This is a genomic window from Mesorhizobium sp. P2_F7, from assembly GCF_056403695.1.
Genome location: NZ_JBFUFA010000002.1, coordinates 234,302 through 248,266 on the forward strand (window position 1 = coordinate 234,302; position 13,965 = coordinate 248,266).

General features: G+C 64.2%; 11 protein-coding genes. 5 read left to right on the forward strand and 6 right to left on the reverse strand.

All coding sequences use genetic code 11. The features are described 5' to 3' along the window. Positions 1-153 precede the first annotated feature (153 nt). Positions 154-1,572, forward strand: a complete 1,419-nt coding sequence (locus AC1DZ8_RS06405) for an MFS transporter (protein ID WP_477400530.1) — start codon at positions 154-156, stop codon at positions 1,570-1,572. Between the two features lie 167 nt (positions 1,573-1,739). On the opposite strand, the gene purH is transcribed toward AC1DZ8_RS06405, so the two are convergent. From purH to AC1DZ8_RS06420, 3 genes are all read right to left on the reverse strand, one after another. Further along, entirely contained in the window at positions 1,740-3,356 is a 1,617-nt protein-coding gene (gene purH / locus AC1DZ8_RS06410; RefSeq protein WP_477400532.1) for a bifunctional phosphoribosylaminoimidazolecarboxamide formyltransferase/IMP cyclohydrolase, read from the reverse strand. A gap of 119 nt (positions 3,357-3,475) precedes the next feature. Then, positions 3,476-5,200, reverse strand: coding sequence for a heparinase II/III family protein (locus tag AC1DZ8_RS06415; protein WP_477309148.1), 1,725 nt, complete (start codon positions 5,198-5,200; stop codon positions 3,476-3,478). A 218-nt stretch (positions 5,201-5,418) separates the two neighbouring features. Beyond that, the gene (locus tag AC1DZ8_RS06420; RefSeq protein ID WP_477309150.1) at positions 5,419-6,255 is read right to left on the reverse strand and encodes a helix-turn-helix transcriptional regulator; all 837 of its coding nucleotides are present in this window, start codon (positions 6,253-6,255) and stop codon (positions 5,419-5,421) included. A gap of 92 nt (positions 6,256-6,347) precedes the next feature. Here AC1DZ8_RS06420 and AC1DZ8_RS06425 point away from each other — a divergent pair, with 92 nt between their 5' ends. After that, positions 6,348-7,283, forward strand: coding sequence for a phytanoyl-CoA dioxygenase family protein (locus AC1DZ8_RS06425; protein ID WP_477309152.1), 936 nt, complete (start codon positions 6,348-6,350; stop codon positions 7,281-7,283). A 288-nt stretch (positions 7,284-7,571) separates the two neighbouring features. On the opposite strand, the gene AC1DZ8_RS06430 is transcribed toward AC1DZ8_RS06425, so the two are convergent. Next, on the reverse strand, positions 7,572-8,990 hold the full coding sequence (locus AC1DZ8_RS06430; protein ID WP_477309154.1) for an RsmB/NOP family class I SAM-dependent RNA methyltransferase: 1,419 nt from the start codon (positions 8,988-8,990) through the stop codon (positions 7,572-7,574). After that, positions 8,948-9,967 (reverse strand): zinc metalloprotease HtpX, encoded by a 1,020-nt coding sequence (gene htpX, locus AC1DZ8_RS06435; protein ID WP_477400535.1) that lies wholly within the window; start codon positions 9,965-9,967, stop codon positions 8,948-8,950. The genes AC1DZ8_RS06430 and htpX overlap by 43 nt, the downstream gene beginning before the upstream one ends. Before the next feature lie 105 nt (positions 9,968-10,072). Here htpX and AC1DZ8_RS06440 point away from each other — a divergent pair, with 105 nt between their 5' ends. Beyond that, on the forward strand, positions 10,073-10,294 hold the full coding sequence (locus AC1DZ8_RS06440; protein WP_477309158.1) for a DUF1674 domain-containing protein: 222 nt from the start codon (positions 10,073-10,075) through the stop codon (positions 10,292-10,294). Between the two features lie 3 nt (positions 10,295-10,297). Here the strand turns inward: AC1DZ8_RS06440 and AC1DZ8_RS06445 are convergent, their stop codons facing one another. After that, a complete protein-coding gene (locus AC1DZ8_RS06445) occupies positions 10,298-10,963 on the reverse strand; it encodes an HAD-IA family hydrolase (protein ID WP_477309159.1) in 666 nt (221 codons plus the stop codon). Positions 10,964-11,149: 186 nt separating this feature from the next. On the opposite strand from AC1DZ8_RS06445, the gene AC1DZ8_RS06450 reads away from it, so the two are divergent. Continuing rightward, a complete protein-coding gene (locus AC1DZ8_RS06450) occupies positions 11,150-12,019 on the forward strand; it encodes a transglutaminase-like domain-containing protein (RefSeq protein WP_477309161.1) in 870 nt (289 codons plus the stop codon). Between the two features lie 294 nt (positions 12,020-12,313). Further along, complete coding sequence (locus AC1DZ8_RS06455) at positions 12,314-13,675, forward strand: pilus assembly protein TadG-related protein (RefSeq protein WP_477309163.1); 1,362 nt, start codon at positions 12,314-12,316, stop codon at positions 13,673-13,675. Positions 13,676-13,965 lie beyond the last annotated feature (290 nt).

The window sequence follows — 13,965 nt, forward strand, 5'->3', positions numbered from 1 at the left end:
CAATCAACCCGAGCGTAGGGCGGCGCTTTTCCCCCTCTCCGTCTCGGCTTCGCCGAGCCACCTCTCCCCCACTCCGTGGGGGCGAGGAACCCAAGGCCAATGGCCGGCGGCGTGACGCTTGTTTGTTTGCAAGACAATGCGAAACATGCAGACATGGCGCCCGACTCGGGCGGAGCGGATGTCGGGGGAATCATGGCGGCGGTAGAGACAGTGCAGCGGGCATCGGGACGCGGCATCTGGGGATGGATGTTGTTCGACTGGGCGGCGCAGCCATTTTTCACCGTCGTCACCACCTTCATCTTCGGCCCGTATTTCGTTTCGCGCATGGCCAGCAATCCCGAAAGCGGCCAGGCGGCCTGGGGCTATGGTATCGCCGCCGCGGGTCTGGTCATCGCCGTTCTGTCGCCGATCCTCGGCTCGATCGCCGACCAGACCGGCCCGCGCAAGCCATGGATCGCCTTCTTCGCCTCGATCAAGATCATCAGTCTTTGCCTGCTGTGGTTCGCCGCACCCGGCTCGAACCTTTTCCTGGTGGTGCTGTTCTTCTCTCTGGCATCAGTGGCGGCGGAATTCTCGACCGTGTTCAACGATTCGATGATGCCGCGCCTGGTGCCGAAGAGCGAGATCGGCCACATCTCGAATATGGCCTGGGGCCTCGGCTATCTCGGCGGCATGATCGCGCTGATCTTTGTCGTCACCTGCCTGGCGGGCTCTGCGGAAACCGGCAAGACGATCATCGGCATCGACCCGCTGTTCGGGCTCGACCCGAAGCTCGGCGAGGACGCGCGCGCCACCGGGCCGCTGTCGGCAGGCTGGTATTTGCTGTTCATCCTGCCGATGTTCTTCTTCACGCCGGACGCCATCAAAGGCATTCCGATTGGGCCGGCGGTGCGCGAGGGCCTGTCGGAGCTGAAGTCGACACTGACCGAAGTGCGCCAGCGCAAAGGCATCTTTCGTTTCCTTGTCGCTCGCATGATCTATCAGGACGGCGTCAACGCGCTGCTCGCCTTGGGCGGCACCTTTGCGGCGGCGATGTTCCACTGGTCGATCACCGAGATCGGCATGTTCGGCATCATCCTCAATGTCGTCGCTATCGTCGGCTGCCTGGTTGCCGCATGGCTGGACACCGCGCTCGGCTCCAAGACCATCGTGATGATTTCGCTCGTCATGCTCAGCCTCGCCACCATCGGCATCGTTTCGACCGGGCCGGGCTACACGCTGTTCGGCGCCTGGATGATGCCGGGAGCCGATAGCGGCGGCCTGTTCGGAACGGCGGCGGAAAAGGCTTACATCTTCTATGGCCTGTTGATCGGGCTGGCCTTCGGGCCGGTGCAGGCGTCGTCGCGTTCCTACATGGCGCGTAGCGTCACAGCCGCAGAATCCGGCCGATATTTCGGCATTTATGCGCTGGCCGGTAGGGCGACGAGTTTCCTGGCACCGTTCATGGTGGCGTCAATTACGCTCGCCAGCGGCTCAGCGCGACTGGGCATGGCTGCCATCGTGCTGTTTCTCGGCGTGGGGATCGCGATATTGATCAAGACGCCATATCCGGCGGATCAGCCGGTGGAATAGCTCCACTTTCCTTTCCCCCCTTGTGGGGGAAGGTGGCCGAGCGAAGCTCGGACGGATGAGGGGTGTTCCAGGGAATGCCGACGTCTCACTCCGCTGGAACACCCCTCATCCGTCTCGGCGCTATCGCGCCGATCCACCTTCTCCCACAGGGGGAGAAGGAAGAGGCGCTAGTGCCTGAAATGCCTCACGCCGGTAAACACCATCGCAATGCCATGCGCATCGGCGGCGGCGATGACGTCGTCGTCGCGCATCGAGCCGCCCGGCTGGATCACCGCCGTGGCGCCGGCTTCGATGGCTGAGATCAGCCCGTCGGCAAAGGGGAAGAAGGCGTCGGAAGCGACCACCGAGCCTTTGGTCAGCGGCTCGGCGAGGCCTGCCGCTTCCGCCGCATCGAGCGCCTTGCGGGCGGCGATGCGCGAGGAATCGACGCGGCTCATCTGGCCGGCGCCGATACCGACGGTGGCGCCGTCCTTGGCGTAGACGATGGCGTTCGATTTGACGTGCTTGGCGATGCGGAAGGCGAATTTCAGGTCGGCCAGTTCAGCCTCGGTCGGCGCGCGCTTCGTCACCACCCTGAGTTCAAGATCGTCGACGACCGCATTGTCGCGGCCCTGGACAAGCATGCCGCCGGCGACGGACTTCACCGTGGTGCCGGCAGAACGTGGATCGGGCAGGCCGCCGGTGACCAGCAGGCGCAAATTCTTCTTGGCGGCAACGATGCGGACGGCGTCTTCCGAGGCGTTCGGCGCGATGATCACTTCGGTGAAGGTCTTGACGATCTCCTCGGCTGCTTCGGCATCGAGGATGCGGTTCATGGCGACGATGCCGCCAAAGGCCGAGACCGGGTCGCAGGCCAGCGCCCTGGCATAGGCCGCCGTCAGCGAAGCGCCTTCGGCGACGCCGCACGGGTTGGCGTGCTTGATGATGGCCACCGCTGCGCAGCGGTTAGGATCGAACTCGCCGACCAATTCGAAGGCCGCGTCGGTGTCGTTGATGTTGTTGTAGGATAGCTGCTTGCCCTGCAGCTGGCGGGCCGTGGCGACGCCCGGACGCTTGTCGCCATTGAGGTAGAAACCGGCGCTCTGATGCGGGTTCTCGCCATAGCGCATGACGCTCTCCAGCCGGCCGCCCAAGGCACGCCAGGTCGGATGCTCGATCTCCAGCGTCTCGGCGAACCAGCCGGAGATCGCCGCATCGTAGCTGGCGGTGCGGGCAAAGGCCTTGGCCGCGAGCTTCTTGCGGAAATCCAGTGACAGCGAGCCGATGTTCATCTCCAGTGCATTCAGCACCGCGGCATAGTCGCCGGGATCGGTGACGATGGCGACATAGGCGTGGTTCTTGGCCGAGGCGCGGATCATTGCCGGGCCGCCAATGTCGATGTTCTCGACAATCGCGGCATAGTCGGCGCCGGAGCGGCGAACCTCCTCGAACGGGTAGAGGTTGGAGACCAGGAGATCGATCGGCTCGATGCCGTGATCGTGCATCGCCTTGGTATGCTCCGGGTCGTCGCGCACGCCGAGCAGCGCGCCATGCACAGACGGATGCAGCGTCTTGACGCGGCCGTCCATGACTTCGGGAAAGCCGGTCAGTTCGGAGACATCGCGCACGGCAAGGCCGGCTTCGGCAATCGCTTTTGCCGTGCCGCCGGTCGAGACCAGTTCGACACCGGCCGCGGCCAGGCCCCTGGCGAAGTCGATCAGGCCGGTCTTGTCGAAAACCGAAAGCAGCGCGCGGCGGACCGGAACGAGGTCGGGTGCCGGAATGTTCTTGGCGGCGACGGCCATGGGCTGGCGGCCTTTCAGGGCTGATTGGAGAGCGTTGTCGGGCCGTAGCACATGAGGTCAGGAAATCAAGCAGGAAGGTCGGGCCGGAAGCTCGATCAAGCCGGCGTCGGCAATGACGCTCAGTTGTTTTCGGGGTAGCCGGCGATGCGGGTGCGCGTCAGCTGCCAATGGACCTCGGCAATCTCTGACGCCTTGAACGCCAGCATGATCTGGCGGCAGCGGCGCGGGCCGCCAAGGCCGGCGAAATAGATCGATTCCTCCACCTCCGGCGCCACTTCGGTGCAGGTGAACACCCAAGTGTCGGCCTGGTCGGCGGTCAGCACCAGACGGTCATGCTCGTCCTGCAAAAGGTTGATGTCGGGATGAATGTGGAAACGCACCACCACGAAGTCGCGGCCATTGTTGCGGATGGCGGCGCCGCCGGGGCGCAGAAAGCGGTCCCTGCCGGCAAGCACATTGCCCTCGCTCGACAGTTTCATCTCGCGCTCATGCAGGAAGCCGAAGCGCTGGATATAGCCGTCATGGCGGGCAATGAAGCCTTGCGTGCCCTTCTGGTCGATGCGCTTGCACGGCACCTGCTGGGGGCCACCCAGCAGCGGTGTACCGAGCAGGTCGTTGACGCGCAGCGAATGCGAAAACCGCGCCGACGAGGTGTCGTTGATGGTGGCGGTCGAATGCGCCGCGGTGGCGCGCGCCAGCGGCCGGAATTCGGCGGCGCCATAGGTATCGATACCGGCATTGACGACATAGTGCTGGCGGCCGGAAGACAGCTCGAAGGCCAGGCACCCGGCATGCGCGGCGTTGGACACGTCGACGGGCGGCGACGCGCCGGTGTCGGCAATGACCGTCACACCACCCATCGACAGCCGCTCATAGCCGGAATGCGGCGCGTGCAGCAGCGGCGCGCCGGCGGTGTCGTCATGGCGCAATATGGTGGCGATGCGGTCGTGGATGGTTGCGCCCATGCCATTGAAGCGGGCCAGGCTGCCGTCCTGATGGCGAAAGAAGCGCAGCGCCGGCAGCATGCGGTCGATGGCGCCCATAAGGGCTGCCGGCGGCGTTTCGGCTTGGTTGGCATAGGTCTGGCGCAGCGGCAGAAGGTCGGCGAGCAGTTCGAGCACCGCCATAGGATTGCGCGAAATATGGCCGCCGTCGGGAAGGATCTGGCGGTCGAGTTCTTCCGCCAGATTGCGGGTGGCGCCGCGCAGCGCCGAGGCAGGCGCCGGCAGCGACAAGGCGGCGAAAGCCAGCGCAATGCGGGCGCGCAGCCTGTCCTTGCCGTCCGGCATTTCGCGCGCCATCGAGCGGAGGTAGCGGATCTGCACGGCGAGCGATTTCAGGAAGGCGCGATAGAACGGAAATTCGGCCCCTTGTAGGACAACCGAGGAATGTTGCAGCCAGGCGATGACTCGCTTTGCCGTGGTTCCCGGTTCCCAGGCGATGCCGGAAATCTGGTTGCCGTGCATGGCGATCCAGTCGGAAACCAGCGCACGGGCATTGGCGGCGGCAAGCTCGGTGCCGGCGGCGCGCATGTGGCGCAACCAGCGGAAACCGTGCAGCGTCTTCACCCAGCCGCGATTGGCGACTTCGATCTGGAATGGCGATTTGCCGCCGGTCTCGACCAGGTGGCCCGATAGCGGATAGCGGCCATAATAAATCTCGAGCGCGATCTGCGGGTCGGCGAGCCTGAGGTCCGGCGGCGCAATCAGGACACGCTCCGGCGTACGTCCGGAATAGCGCCAGCGATAGACTGGCCCCGCGCGAAGGCGCCGGCGCGTCTTGCGCCAAAACTCCCTAGCGACAAGCGTCCACAGACGTGTCGTGCTGCCGGCAGCCAGTGCCAAAACCCCTCCTCGTCGACCTAGCGATAGAGCATGATGCTGTCCGAAAACCGCGTCACACTTCTCGGCATCATACTCTTGTACCCCAGCACAAGCTTATATGATTCAAGAACTTATGCGAAGTCGAATTCCGCCGGCGTGAAGGGCTTCACGCTGCCGGCCTCCGGTCCACCCCGAAAAAAGTCAAGCAATTTCCGGGGCTAAGCCCGACAATCCAGCGCTCACTTGCGGTTGTGGCGAGATCGAAACTCGCTCGGCGAACAGTTCTCGCGATCGCGAAACAGGCGGGAGAAGTAGAAGGCGTCGTGGATGCCGACGGCGGCGGCGATGGATTCAATCGACGAATCGGAAGCGGCCAGCATCTGCTTGGCGCGGTCGAGCCGAATGCGCAGTTGAAAGGCCTTGGGTGACATGCCAGCAGCCAGCGCGAACCTGCGGCGCAAGGTTGCCGGCGACATCGAGAATTTCGCGGCAAAGGCGTCGAGATCGACCGAATCGCAGGCGCAGCGGCGCAATTCGTCGATGATGGGCTCGATGTCTGTGGCAAGACCGGGATTTCGTTCGCGGTTGATGCGATCCGCCGCCTGGCGCGCAGCCTGCACGACGATGTGATGCATCGTGGCGGCGGCTTCCGCTTGGCTGAGCACGGTGTCGAGCGAAAGCTCGCTATGAAGCCTGTCGAACAGACGCCGCATTTCCCTTAAGTCATGCAAGGGGACGACGGGTGCGCCCTCGGCGATCAGCCGCAGCCTTGTGAAATCACGCATCAGGGCACCGTCGAACAGCGCCCAGCGTTCCAGCCAGCCCGATGCGTCCGGCCCGTAGGAGTGAGCCTTGCCGGGAAACAGCCAGAACAGGGCAGGTGCCTCGACCGCCTGCCTGCCGCCGGCTTTGGTTTCCAGCCAGCCTTGCCCGTCCTCGACCAGCACCACGGCAAAATCCGGCAGTTTGCGCGCGGTGATTGCCTGCGCGACCCGATGTCGGCCAATCCCGGTTACCGACAGGCCGCCGGCGGCCTCCGGCGCAGATCTGTAGAGTGCGAAATGGTGATCAGGCATGAGCGAAAAGTCCAGCTCTTTGTTCTGTCCATGGTGAGGGCGACGGTAGACATGGCACTGCTAGCTGAGACGACAAATCATGGGTGACTGAAATGTCAAGATCGACAGGCGGAGCGCAGCTCGAGGGCACCGTTCCTCCGATCGATCTGGTCGCCAACGGCAAGACATTGTCGGCAGCTTCGAACCGGTTGGGCTATCTCTCGCCGACCGAACCGAAGGTCGGCATCGAGACGATCCGCAAGCTCTTTGCCGAGCAGGGCTATGTCTGGCTGAAAGGCTTGCTGCCGCGCGGCGACGTCATCGGTTTTCGCGGCTGGGTGTTTTCGCATCTGGCTGACAGCGGATTGCTGCGGCCCGGGTCCGATCCTGCGCTCGGGTTGGCGGCGGCCGGCGTGTTCGACCGTCAGCTCGCCGATCGCCGGCTGATGGCGCTGGTTCGCTCCACCGCCTATGAAGGCTTTTGCGCGCAGCCGCGGATGTCGCGGCTCATGGATGCGTTTGTCGGCGGGCTGTCCTACTTGCACAAGCGCAAGCTCATGCGCTTCACCCAGCCAGGCACGACTGTCGCGACGCCGGCGCATTATGACCTCGTCTATCTGCGCGGCGGCACCAGCGGCATCGTCACAGCCTGGATTCCGATCGGCGACGTTTCCGTCGACATGGGCGGTCTGGTCTATCTCGAGGGCTCGCACGCGATCGGCCTCGACATGGAGGCCCGGTTCAATAGGGACAATGCCGAGCTCAGCCCGGAAGAGCGCATCAGCGCCTTTAACAAAAACATGAGCGAGGGTGGCTGGGTGTCAAAGGATCTGCCCGATATGGCGGAGCGGTTCGACACGCGCTGGCTGATCGCGGATTTCGAGGCGGGCGATGTCGTTCTGCACTCGCCCTACATGATCCACGCTTCGACGACCAACCAGAGCCTGGAGGGGCGAATCCGGCTCTCCACCGATATCCGCTACCAGAATGTCGACGATGAAATAGATGCGCGGTGGGCCAACCACTGGTCGCTAGACGACATGCTTTAGGCATCGCAAGCGTTCGGAATTGGCTGATGTGTCCCACCTTCGTCATCCCAGGGCGAAGCAGGAGCGCAGCTCCGTCGCGGAGACCCTGGGATCCATTCCGTGACCTTGGCCGTGGAGTACAGCGGAGCAGAATTCTGGACCGTAGCAACGCCTCGAAGTCGCGGCATGGTTCCTCGGGTCTGCGCCGCGTCGCTTCGCTCCTTGCTCCGCCCGTGGATGACGAAGTCACGAAGGCTTCGGCCAATCACCAAGGTCTGCCGTCCACATCACTGCGACGGCGCTTGTTCCTTAGGCCACACGCCGCATGCGGGCGGCGAAGAAACCGTCCAGGCCGGAAATGCCGGGCGAGCCGAGATCGAGATCGGCTGGTGTGGTGCGCAGCGTGCCCTGGCTGGTCAGGAAAGAATCGAGGCCAGCGATCTCGCCCGGCTGCAGCGGATCGTCGGCGATCGTTTTGTTGCCGGCGAGGAAGGCGCGGTGCAGCTCTTCGCCTTCGATCGGGTCGAGCGAGCAGTTGGAAAAAACAATCCGACCGCCCGGTTTGACCAAGGTGACGGCGCGCGCGAGCAGCCTTGCCTGCAGATCGGCGAGCTTTTCGACGTCGGCCATGGTCTTCGTCCATGGCACGTCGGGATGCCGCCGCACCGTGCCGGTGGAGGAGCAGGGCGCGTCGAGCAGGACTGCGTCGAACAGTTCCGCCGGCTGGTATTTCAGCAGATCGGCCTGGACGATATCCGCCGACAGGCCGAGCCGTTCGAGGTTCTGGATCAGCCGCGCCAGCCGGTTCTTCGATGTGTCGACCGCGGTGACCTTGGCGCCGGCAAGGATCAGCTGGGCGGTCTTGCCGCCGGGGGCGGCGCAGAGGTCGGCGACGCGCAGGCCTTTGACATCGCCGAACAGCCGCGCCGGAAAACTGGCGGCGGCATCCTGGACCCACCAGGCGCCTTCCTCGAAGCCGGGCAGTTCGGTGACCGAGGCACTGAGCTTTTCCACCCGGATCGTGCCGGTCGGCAGCACGATGCCACCGAGCTTTTCGGCCCAGAGTTCCGGATCGGCCTTGACCGTGAAGTCGACCGGCGCCTCGACGCGATGGGCAGCGAGAATCTGCTTCGTCCTGTCGGCGCCATAGGCGGCCTTCAGCCGGTCGGAAAACCATTTTGGCGCTTCGTCGGTGGCGGCGAGCGCGGCAGGCAATTCCGTGTCCTTGGCCCGCGCCAACGTGCGCAGCACGCCGTTGACGAGGCCGGAGAAACGCTGCGTGCGCGGATCGGATTTGGCGTGGGTCACGGCCAAATCGACGGCGGCGCTGTCGGGAATGTCGAGGAACAGGATCTGCGCCGCCGCTACATGGAGGATATGCGACAGCGCCGTGGCGTTGGGTGGCAGCGGCTTTTCCAGGCGGCGGGCGAGGAGCCCGGCAATGGTCATGCGGTAGCGCAGCGCGGTCACCAGTATGGCGCGCACCAGGCCGCGGTCGCGCAGGTCGAGCGCCTTGTACTGCGGATGGCCGTTCTCGTGATCGGTCAGCCCGTCGAGCGGCGTCCTGGCGTCGATGACGGCGGCGAGCAGCCGCGCCGCCGCCTTGCGCGCGGCAAGGCCGGCGACCGATTCGTCCGAGCTGTTTTCGCGATTGCCTGAATGTACGGGCCGGCTTCCGGCGCCGCTCACGACCACGGACCTTTGGGTCCGGTCGAGTTGCGGCCCCATGGGTTAGGCTTGGGCTGTGCCGGTTCGACCGAGGGCTCGGGCTGCGCTGCCTTGCCCCATGGGCCTTGCTGGCCATCGGCTTGCAATTCTTCGGTGGGCGTCGGCGCCTGGCGCGGCGCGGGCTGGCTGCCGGCCATGTCGCGCGCCATCGCCTGCAGCGCGGCGATGCGGTTGTCGGTGTTCGGGTGGGTCGAAAACAGGCTGTCCATGCGCTCGCCGTGCAAGGGATTGATGATGAAGAGATGCGCGGTCGCGGGGTTGCGCTCGGCATCCGGGTTGCGGATGCGTTCGGCGCCGCGGGCGATCTTGTCAAGCGCTGAAGCCAGCCAGAGCGGATTTCCAACGATTTCTGCGCCGCGCCGGTCGGCCTCGTATTCGCGCGTGCGGCTGACCGCCATCTGCACGATCATGGCGGCGAAGGGCGCCACCAGCATCGCCACCAGCACGCCGACAAAGCCGAACGGATTGTTGTTGTTGCGGTTGCCACCGAAGAAGAAGGCGAAATTGCCAAGCATCGAGATGGCGCCGGCGAGCGTCGCGACAATGGTCATGGTCAGCGTGTCGCGGTGCTGGATGTGGGCGAGCTCATGCGCCATGACGGCGGCCACCTCCTCGTGCGAGAGGCGCTCCAGCAGCCCGGTCGAGGCCGCCACGGCGGCGTTCTCGGGATTTCGGCCGGTGGCGAAGGCGTTGGGCTGCGGGTTGTCGATCAGATAGGTTTTCGGCATCGGCAGGCCGGCCTGCTTGGCCAGCGCCTCGACGATGGCGTAAAATTCGGGCGCGTTCTTCGCGTCGACCTCGACGGCGTGGTTCATCGACAGCACCATCTTGTCGGCGTTCCAGTAGCTGAACAAATTGGTGCCCGCGGCGAACACGAAAGCGATCATCATGCCGCCGGTGCCGCCGATCAGAAAGCCGACGCCCATGAACAGCGCAGTCATCGCGGCCAGAAGCATGGCGGTGCGTAGCGTGCTCATCGTCTGCTCCGTTTGCGGCCGTGGCAAAAAGGGGTCGATCCGGGTGTCATCATCGCTATATGATGGGAAACGCCGCCTCTCGTTTCAATCCGCCGGAACTATCGCATGAGCGACGAACCCAGCAAAGCCGACGCCGATCCGGATGGTGTTGCCCCTCCGAAGGACCTGACACCCGCCGCCCGTCGCGCGCTGGCCGAGGCCAAGGCGCGCCGTGAAGCGTATAGCCAGAAGGAGGCCGCGCTGCCGAAGGAACTCGGCGGCCGTGGAGGCAAGGAGCCTGGCCGCTACGGCGACTGGGAGGTCAAGGGCCTGACTAGCGACTTTTAGATCCTAGGCCGCGCTGCGCTGTGCCTCCAGCGTCATCCAGCCGCTGTCATCAACGGCGATGGAGACGGTGTCGTAGCCGGCAATCGAATTGTGCTGCGTCGCCATTGGGTGCTGGTGGGTGGCGCTGATCACCATCACTGACGCGCCCGCGGCTTCCGCCGCGGCGATGCCGGCTGGCGCATCCTCGAAGACCAGGCAGTCGGCGATATCGACGCCGAGCCGTTTTGCCGCCAGCAGGAAACAATCGGGCGCCGGCTTGCCGTGCGAAACGTCCTCTCCGGCGACCATCAGCGCCGGAACCGGGACGCCGGCGGCCTGCATGCGCAGCAGCGCCAGCGGGCGCGGCGCCGAGGTGACGATCGCCCAGCGCTCGGGCGGCAGCGCGTTGAGAAACGGCACGGCGCCGGCGATCGGCAGCACGCCTTCGACATCGTCGGACTCGGCCTGCAACAGCACATGCGCCTCGTGCACCGGATCGACGCCGGGGAGCGCCAGCCGGGTGATGGTCTCGACGGCGCGCACGCCATGGATCGTCGGCAGGAACGTTTCGACGTCGAGACCGTGCTTACGCGCCCACGCCGCCCAGACGCGCTCGGCCGAAGCAATTGAATTGAGCACCGTGCCGTCCATATCGAAGAGGAAGGCGGCGAATTTTCTGCCTGCAAACATCAAATTTTTCCAAAGGGTTTTCGGGAGCGTTTCGGGGAGGGTCAAAACCTGTCGTTCGACCGTAACGCCATGGCCTCTGCGTGGAAAGGCGCGGGGCAGTCTTTTCGATCGCTCCAGGGAACCATGATCCCGCTTCTGGCGTTTGAACCAAACTGTCTTCCACGACGAAATGACGGGGGAATCGCCATGCTGATCCGGCTCGGCTACGAAATCGCGATTGAATGCACCGATGCCACGCCGGTCATCTCGCTGCTTGAGATCCATGCGGACCGGCAGGCCGACATCAAGCGGCAGACGCGCGTGCTGACCTCGCCTTCGGTACCGAGCAAGCTCTATCACGACCTGTTCGGCAATGCCTGCCGCCGCTTTGTCGCGCCCGCCGGCAATTTCCGCATCCTCTACGACGCTGCCGTCGAGGACAGCGGCGAGCCCGATGCGGTCAACACGCTGGCCAGGGAAGTGCCGGTGGCGGAACTGCCGGACGATGTGCTCGGCTATCTCCTCGGCAGCCGCTATTGCGAGACCGATCACCTGAGCGGTCTCGCCTGGCAGCTTTTCGGCCACCTGCCGTCCGGTTGGACGCGGGTGCAGGCGATCGTCGACTATGTCCATAACCGGCTGTCCTTCGGCTATGGCTATGCCCGTCCGACACGAACCGCCGCACAGGCGAATGAGGAGCGCGTCGGTGTGTGCCGCGACTTCGCCCATCTGGCGATTACGCTGTGCCGTTGCATGAACATCCCGGCCCGCTATGTGAACGGCTATCTCGGCGATATCGGCGTGCCGGTCGATCCGGCACCGATGGATTTTTCCGCCTGGATGGAAGTCTACCTCGACGGCAAGTGGTACACGTTCGACCCCCGCCACAACACGCCCAGGATCGGCCGCGTCGTCATCGCGCGCGGCCGCGACGCGACAGACGTGCCGCTGCTGCACAGTTTCGGTCCGCACCGGCTCAGCCTGTTCAAGGTCTGGACCTATGAGCAGGAAGGCAAGCTGTTCAATCCGCCCTATCACGGCGTCGACAAGACTGTCAGCGCGCACATGCTCGCGTAGAGCGGTTCGCGACGGGGATTCTGATCCGCTTCGACACACCACATCGTAAGGACATCTGTGCCGGATCGGGACCGGGATTCGGCATGCGGCGGATCATGGTAAGCACTTCGTAAACGAAGTCGCTTCGGTGAATTTCCGTTTACCGCTTGTTCACCTTGCGGCGATGCCGAACTCAGCAAAAACAACAGTTTGACCGATGGCTGGCTGCTTTAGCGGAGGCAACCGCGCGATCCGGCCGGAATCCTGCATTGGCTGTCCCGCGGCGAAGAGGCCGAGGCGATCGGGGGCTGAAGGATGCGGAATTACGAGGGTCTTGTTCACGCGGCTGGCGTTTTCACCAGGGATCGCGGCGGAAGTTTTGCGGTGCTGTTCGGCCTTGCCGCTTCGGTCCTGGCGCTCGGCGTCGGCTTTTCCGTCAACATCTCCCAGATCTACAACGCCAAATCGAGCCTGCAGGGCGTGGTCGATGCCGCTGTCACCTCGACCGCACGCGACCTGACCACCGGGGTGATCAAGGAAGCCGACGCCAACAAGTCGGTGCAGGCCTTTCTCGACGCCAACAGCATGGCCGGCATACTGCAGGCCAACCAGATCGTTCTCGACAAGCTGACTGTCGACAGGACCGCCAATACGGTCACGGCCGACGCACACGCTGATGTCGCGCTCTACTTTCCGCTGTTCAGCATCGGCGACATGCAACGTGTCGGCGCTTCGACCACGGCGCTCTATTCCGACAAGACCATCGAAGTCTCGATGATGCTCGACGTCACCGGCTCGATGGCCGGCCAGAAGATCAAGGATTTGAAGGCAGCGGCAAGCAATGCCGTCGATGCGTTCCTCGCCGGCCAGGACATGTCGAAGCCGCGGGTGCGCGTCGCCATAGTGCCCTACGCCAATTCGGTCAATGCCGGCACGCTTGCCGCCAGCAGCGTGTTTGTCGAAACCAAGGCCAGCCAGCGCAAACAGGCTCCGGCCAATGACGACCCGCAGGCCGTCTCGTCATCGACGCGGCCAGACAACTGTGCCACCGAGCGCAAGGGAGCCAACCAATATACGGATGCCGGCCCCGATGTCGGCATGGTCAATCGCGATTATTTGCTGTCGGGCTTCGCGCAAAACACCGGAACGGCGGCCTGCCCGGCCGCCGCGCTGATGCCACTGACGGCCGACGCCAACGCGCTCAAGAGCGTGATCAAGAACTTCGCCGCTTCGGGCGGCACCGCCGGCCATATCGGCGTGCAATGGGCCTGGTACATGCTGTCGGAAAACTGGGGCAGCGTGATGAAGGCATCGCAGCGGCCAGCCAAGATGGATCCGAAGAAGGTCGCCAAATTCGCGATCCTGATGACCGACGGCGAGTTCAACCTGTCCTATTTCGACGCCAACACGGTCAATGACGTCTATAACGACGCCGGCAAGGAACCGACCCGTACGGCAGCCAAGACCTTGTGCGGCGCGATGCGCAACAAGGGCATCGAGATCTTCACCATCGGCTTCGACCTCAACGAGAAGAACGCCAAGGCGACCTTGCAGGATTGCGCCAGCCCGGACACCGGCAGCATCAAGCACTTCTACCAGGTTGCCAGCGGTACCGAACTCAATGATGCCTTCCAGGCCATCGCCCGCAACATCGAGAATCTGGCGCTGACCAAGTAGCCATCCCTGCCGGCACAAAAGGAAAAGGCCGCCGCTTCTTGACGAAGCCGGCGGCCTTCCGTGTTTCCGTCCATGGCGCGGCCGATGGCGGCGACCGAAGTCACCCACCGCGCTTCTCGCGCCTTAACGGGAAGACTGCTTCCCGAAAGTGCAATCCGCTGAGGCCACGTTCTGGAAAACGAAATCACTCGACATCGGATCACCTCCTTTCGATTTGTTGAACACAACAGAGATGATGGGGTGCGTCGCAGCAAAAGACAAGATGCCGGTTTGAAATAGCCGGCGGGCTG

Excerpts from the sequence above, each read along its gene's own strand:
- AC1DZ8_RS06405 (WP_477400530.1), top strand. The coding sequence starts at position 154 with ATGGCGCCCGACTCGGGCGGAGCGGATGTCGGGGGAATCATGGCGGCG.
- purH (WP_477400532.1), bottom strand. The coding sequence starts at position 3,356 with ATGGCCGTCGCCGCCAAGAACATTCCGGCACCCGACCTCGTTCCGGTC.
- AC1DZ8_RS06420 (WP_477309150.1), bottom strand. The coding sequence starts at position 6,255 with ATGCCTGATCACCATTTCGCACTCTACAGATCTGCGCCGGAGGCCGCC.
- AC1DZ8_RS06425 (WP_477309152.1), top strand. The coding sequence starts at position 6,348 with ATGTCAAGATCGACAGGCGGAGCGCAGCTCGAGGGCACCGTTCCTCCG.
- AC1DZ8_RS06430 (WP_477309154.1), bottom strand. The coding sequence starts at position 8,990 with ATGGGGCCGCAACTCGACCGGACCCAAAGGTCCGTGGTCGTGAGCGGC.
- htpX (WP_477400535.1), bottom strand. The coding sequence starts at position 9,967 with ATGAGCACGCTACGCACCGCCATGCTTCTGGCCGCGATGACTGCGCTG.
- AC1DZ8_RS06440 (WP_477309158.1), top strand. The coding sequence starts at position 10,073 with ATGAGCGACGAACCCAGCAAAGCCGACGCCGATCCGGATGGTGTTGCC.
- AC1DZ8_RS06445 (WP_477309159.1), bottom strand. The coding sequence starts at position 10,963 with ATGTTTGCAGGCAGAAAATTCGCCGCCTTCCTCTTCGATATGGACGGC.
- AC1DZ8_RS06450 (WP_477309161.1), top strand. The coding sequence starts at position 11,150 with ATGCTGATCCGGCTCGGCTACGAAATCGCGATTGAATGCACCGATGCC.
- AC1DZ8_RS06455 (WP_477309163.1), top strand. The coding sequence starts at position 12,314 with ATGCGGAATTACGAGGGTCTTGTTCACGCGGCTGGCGTTTTCACCAGG.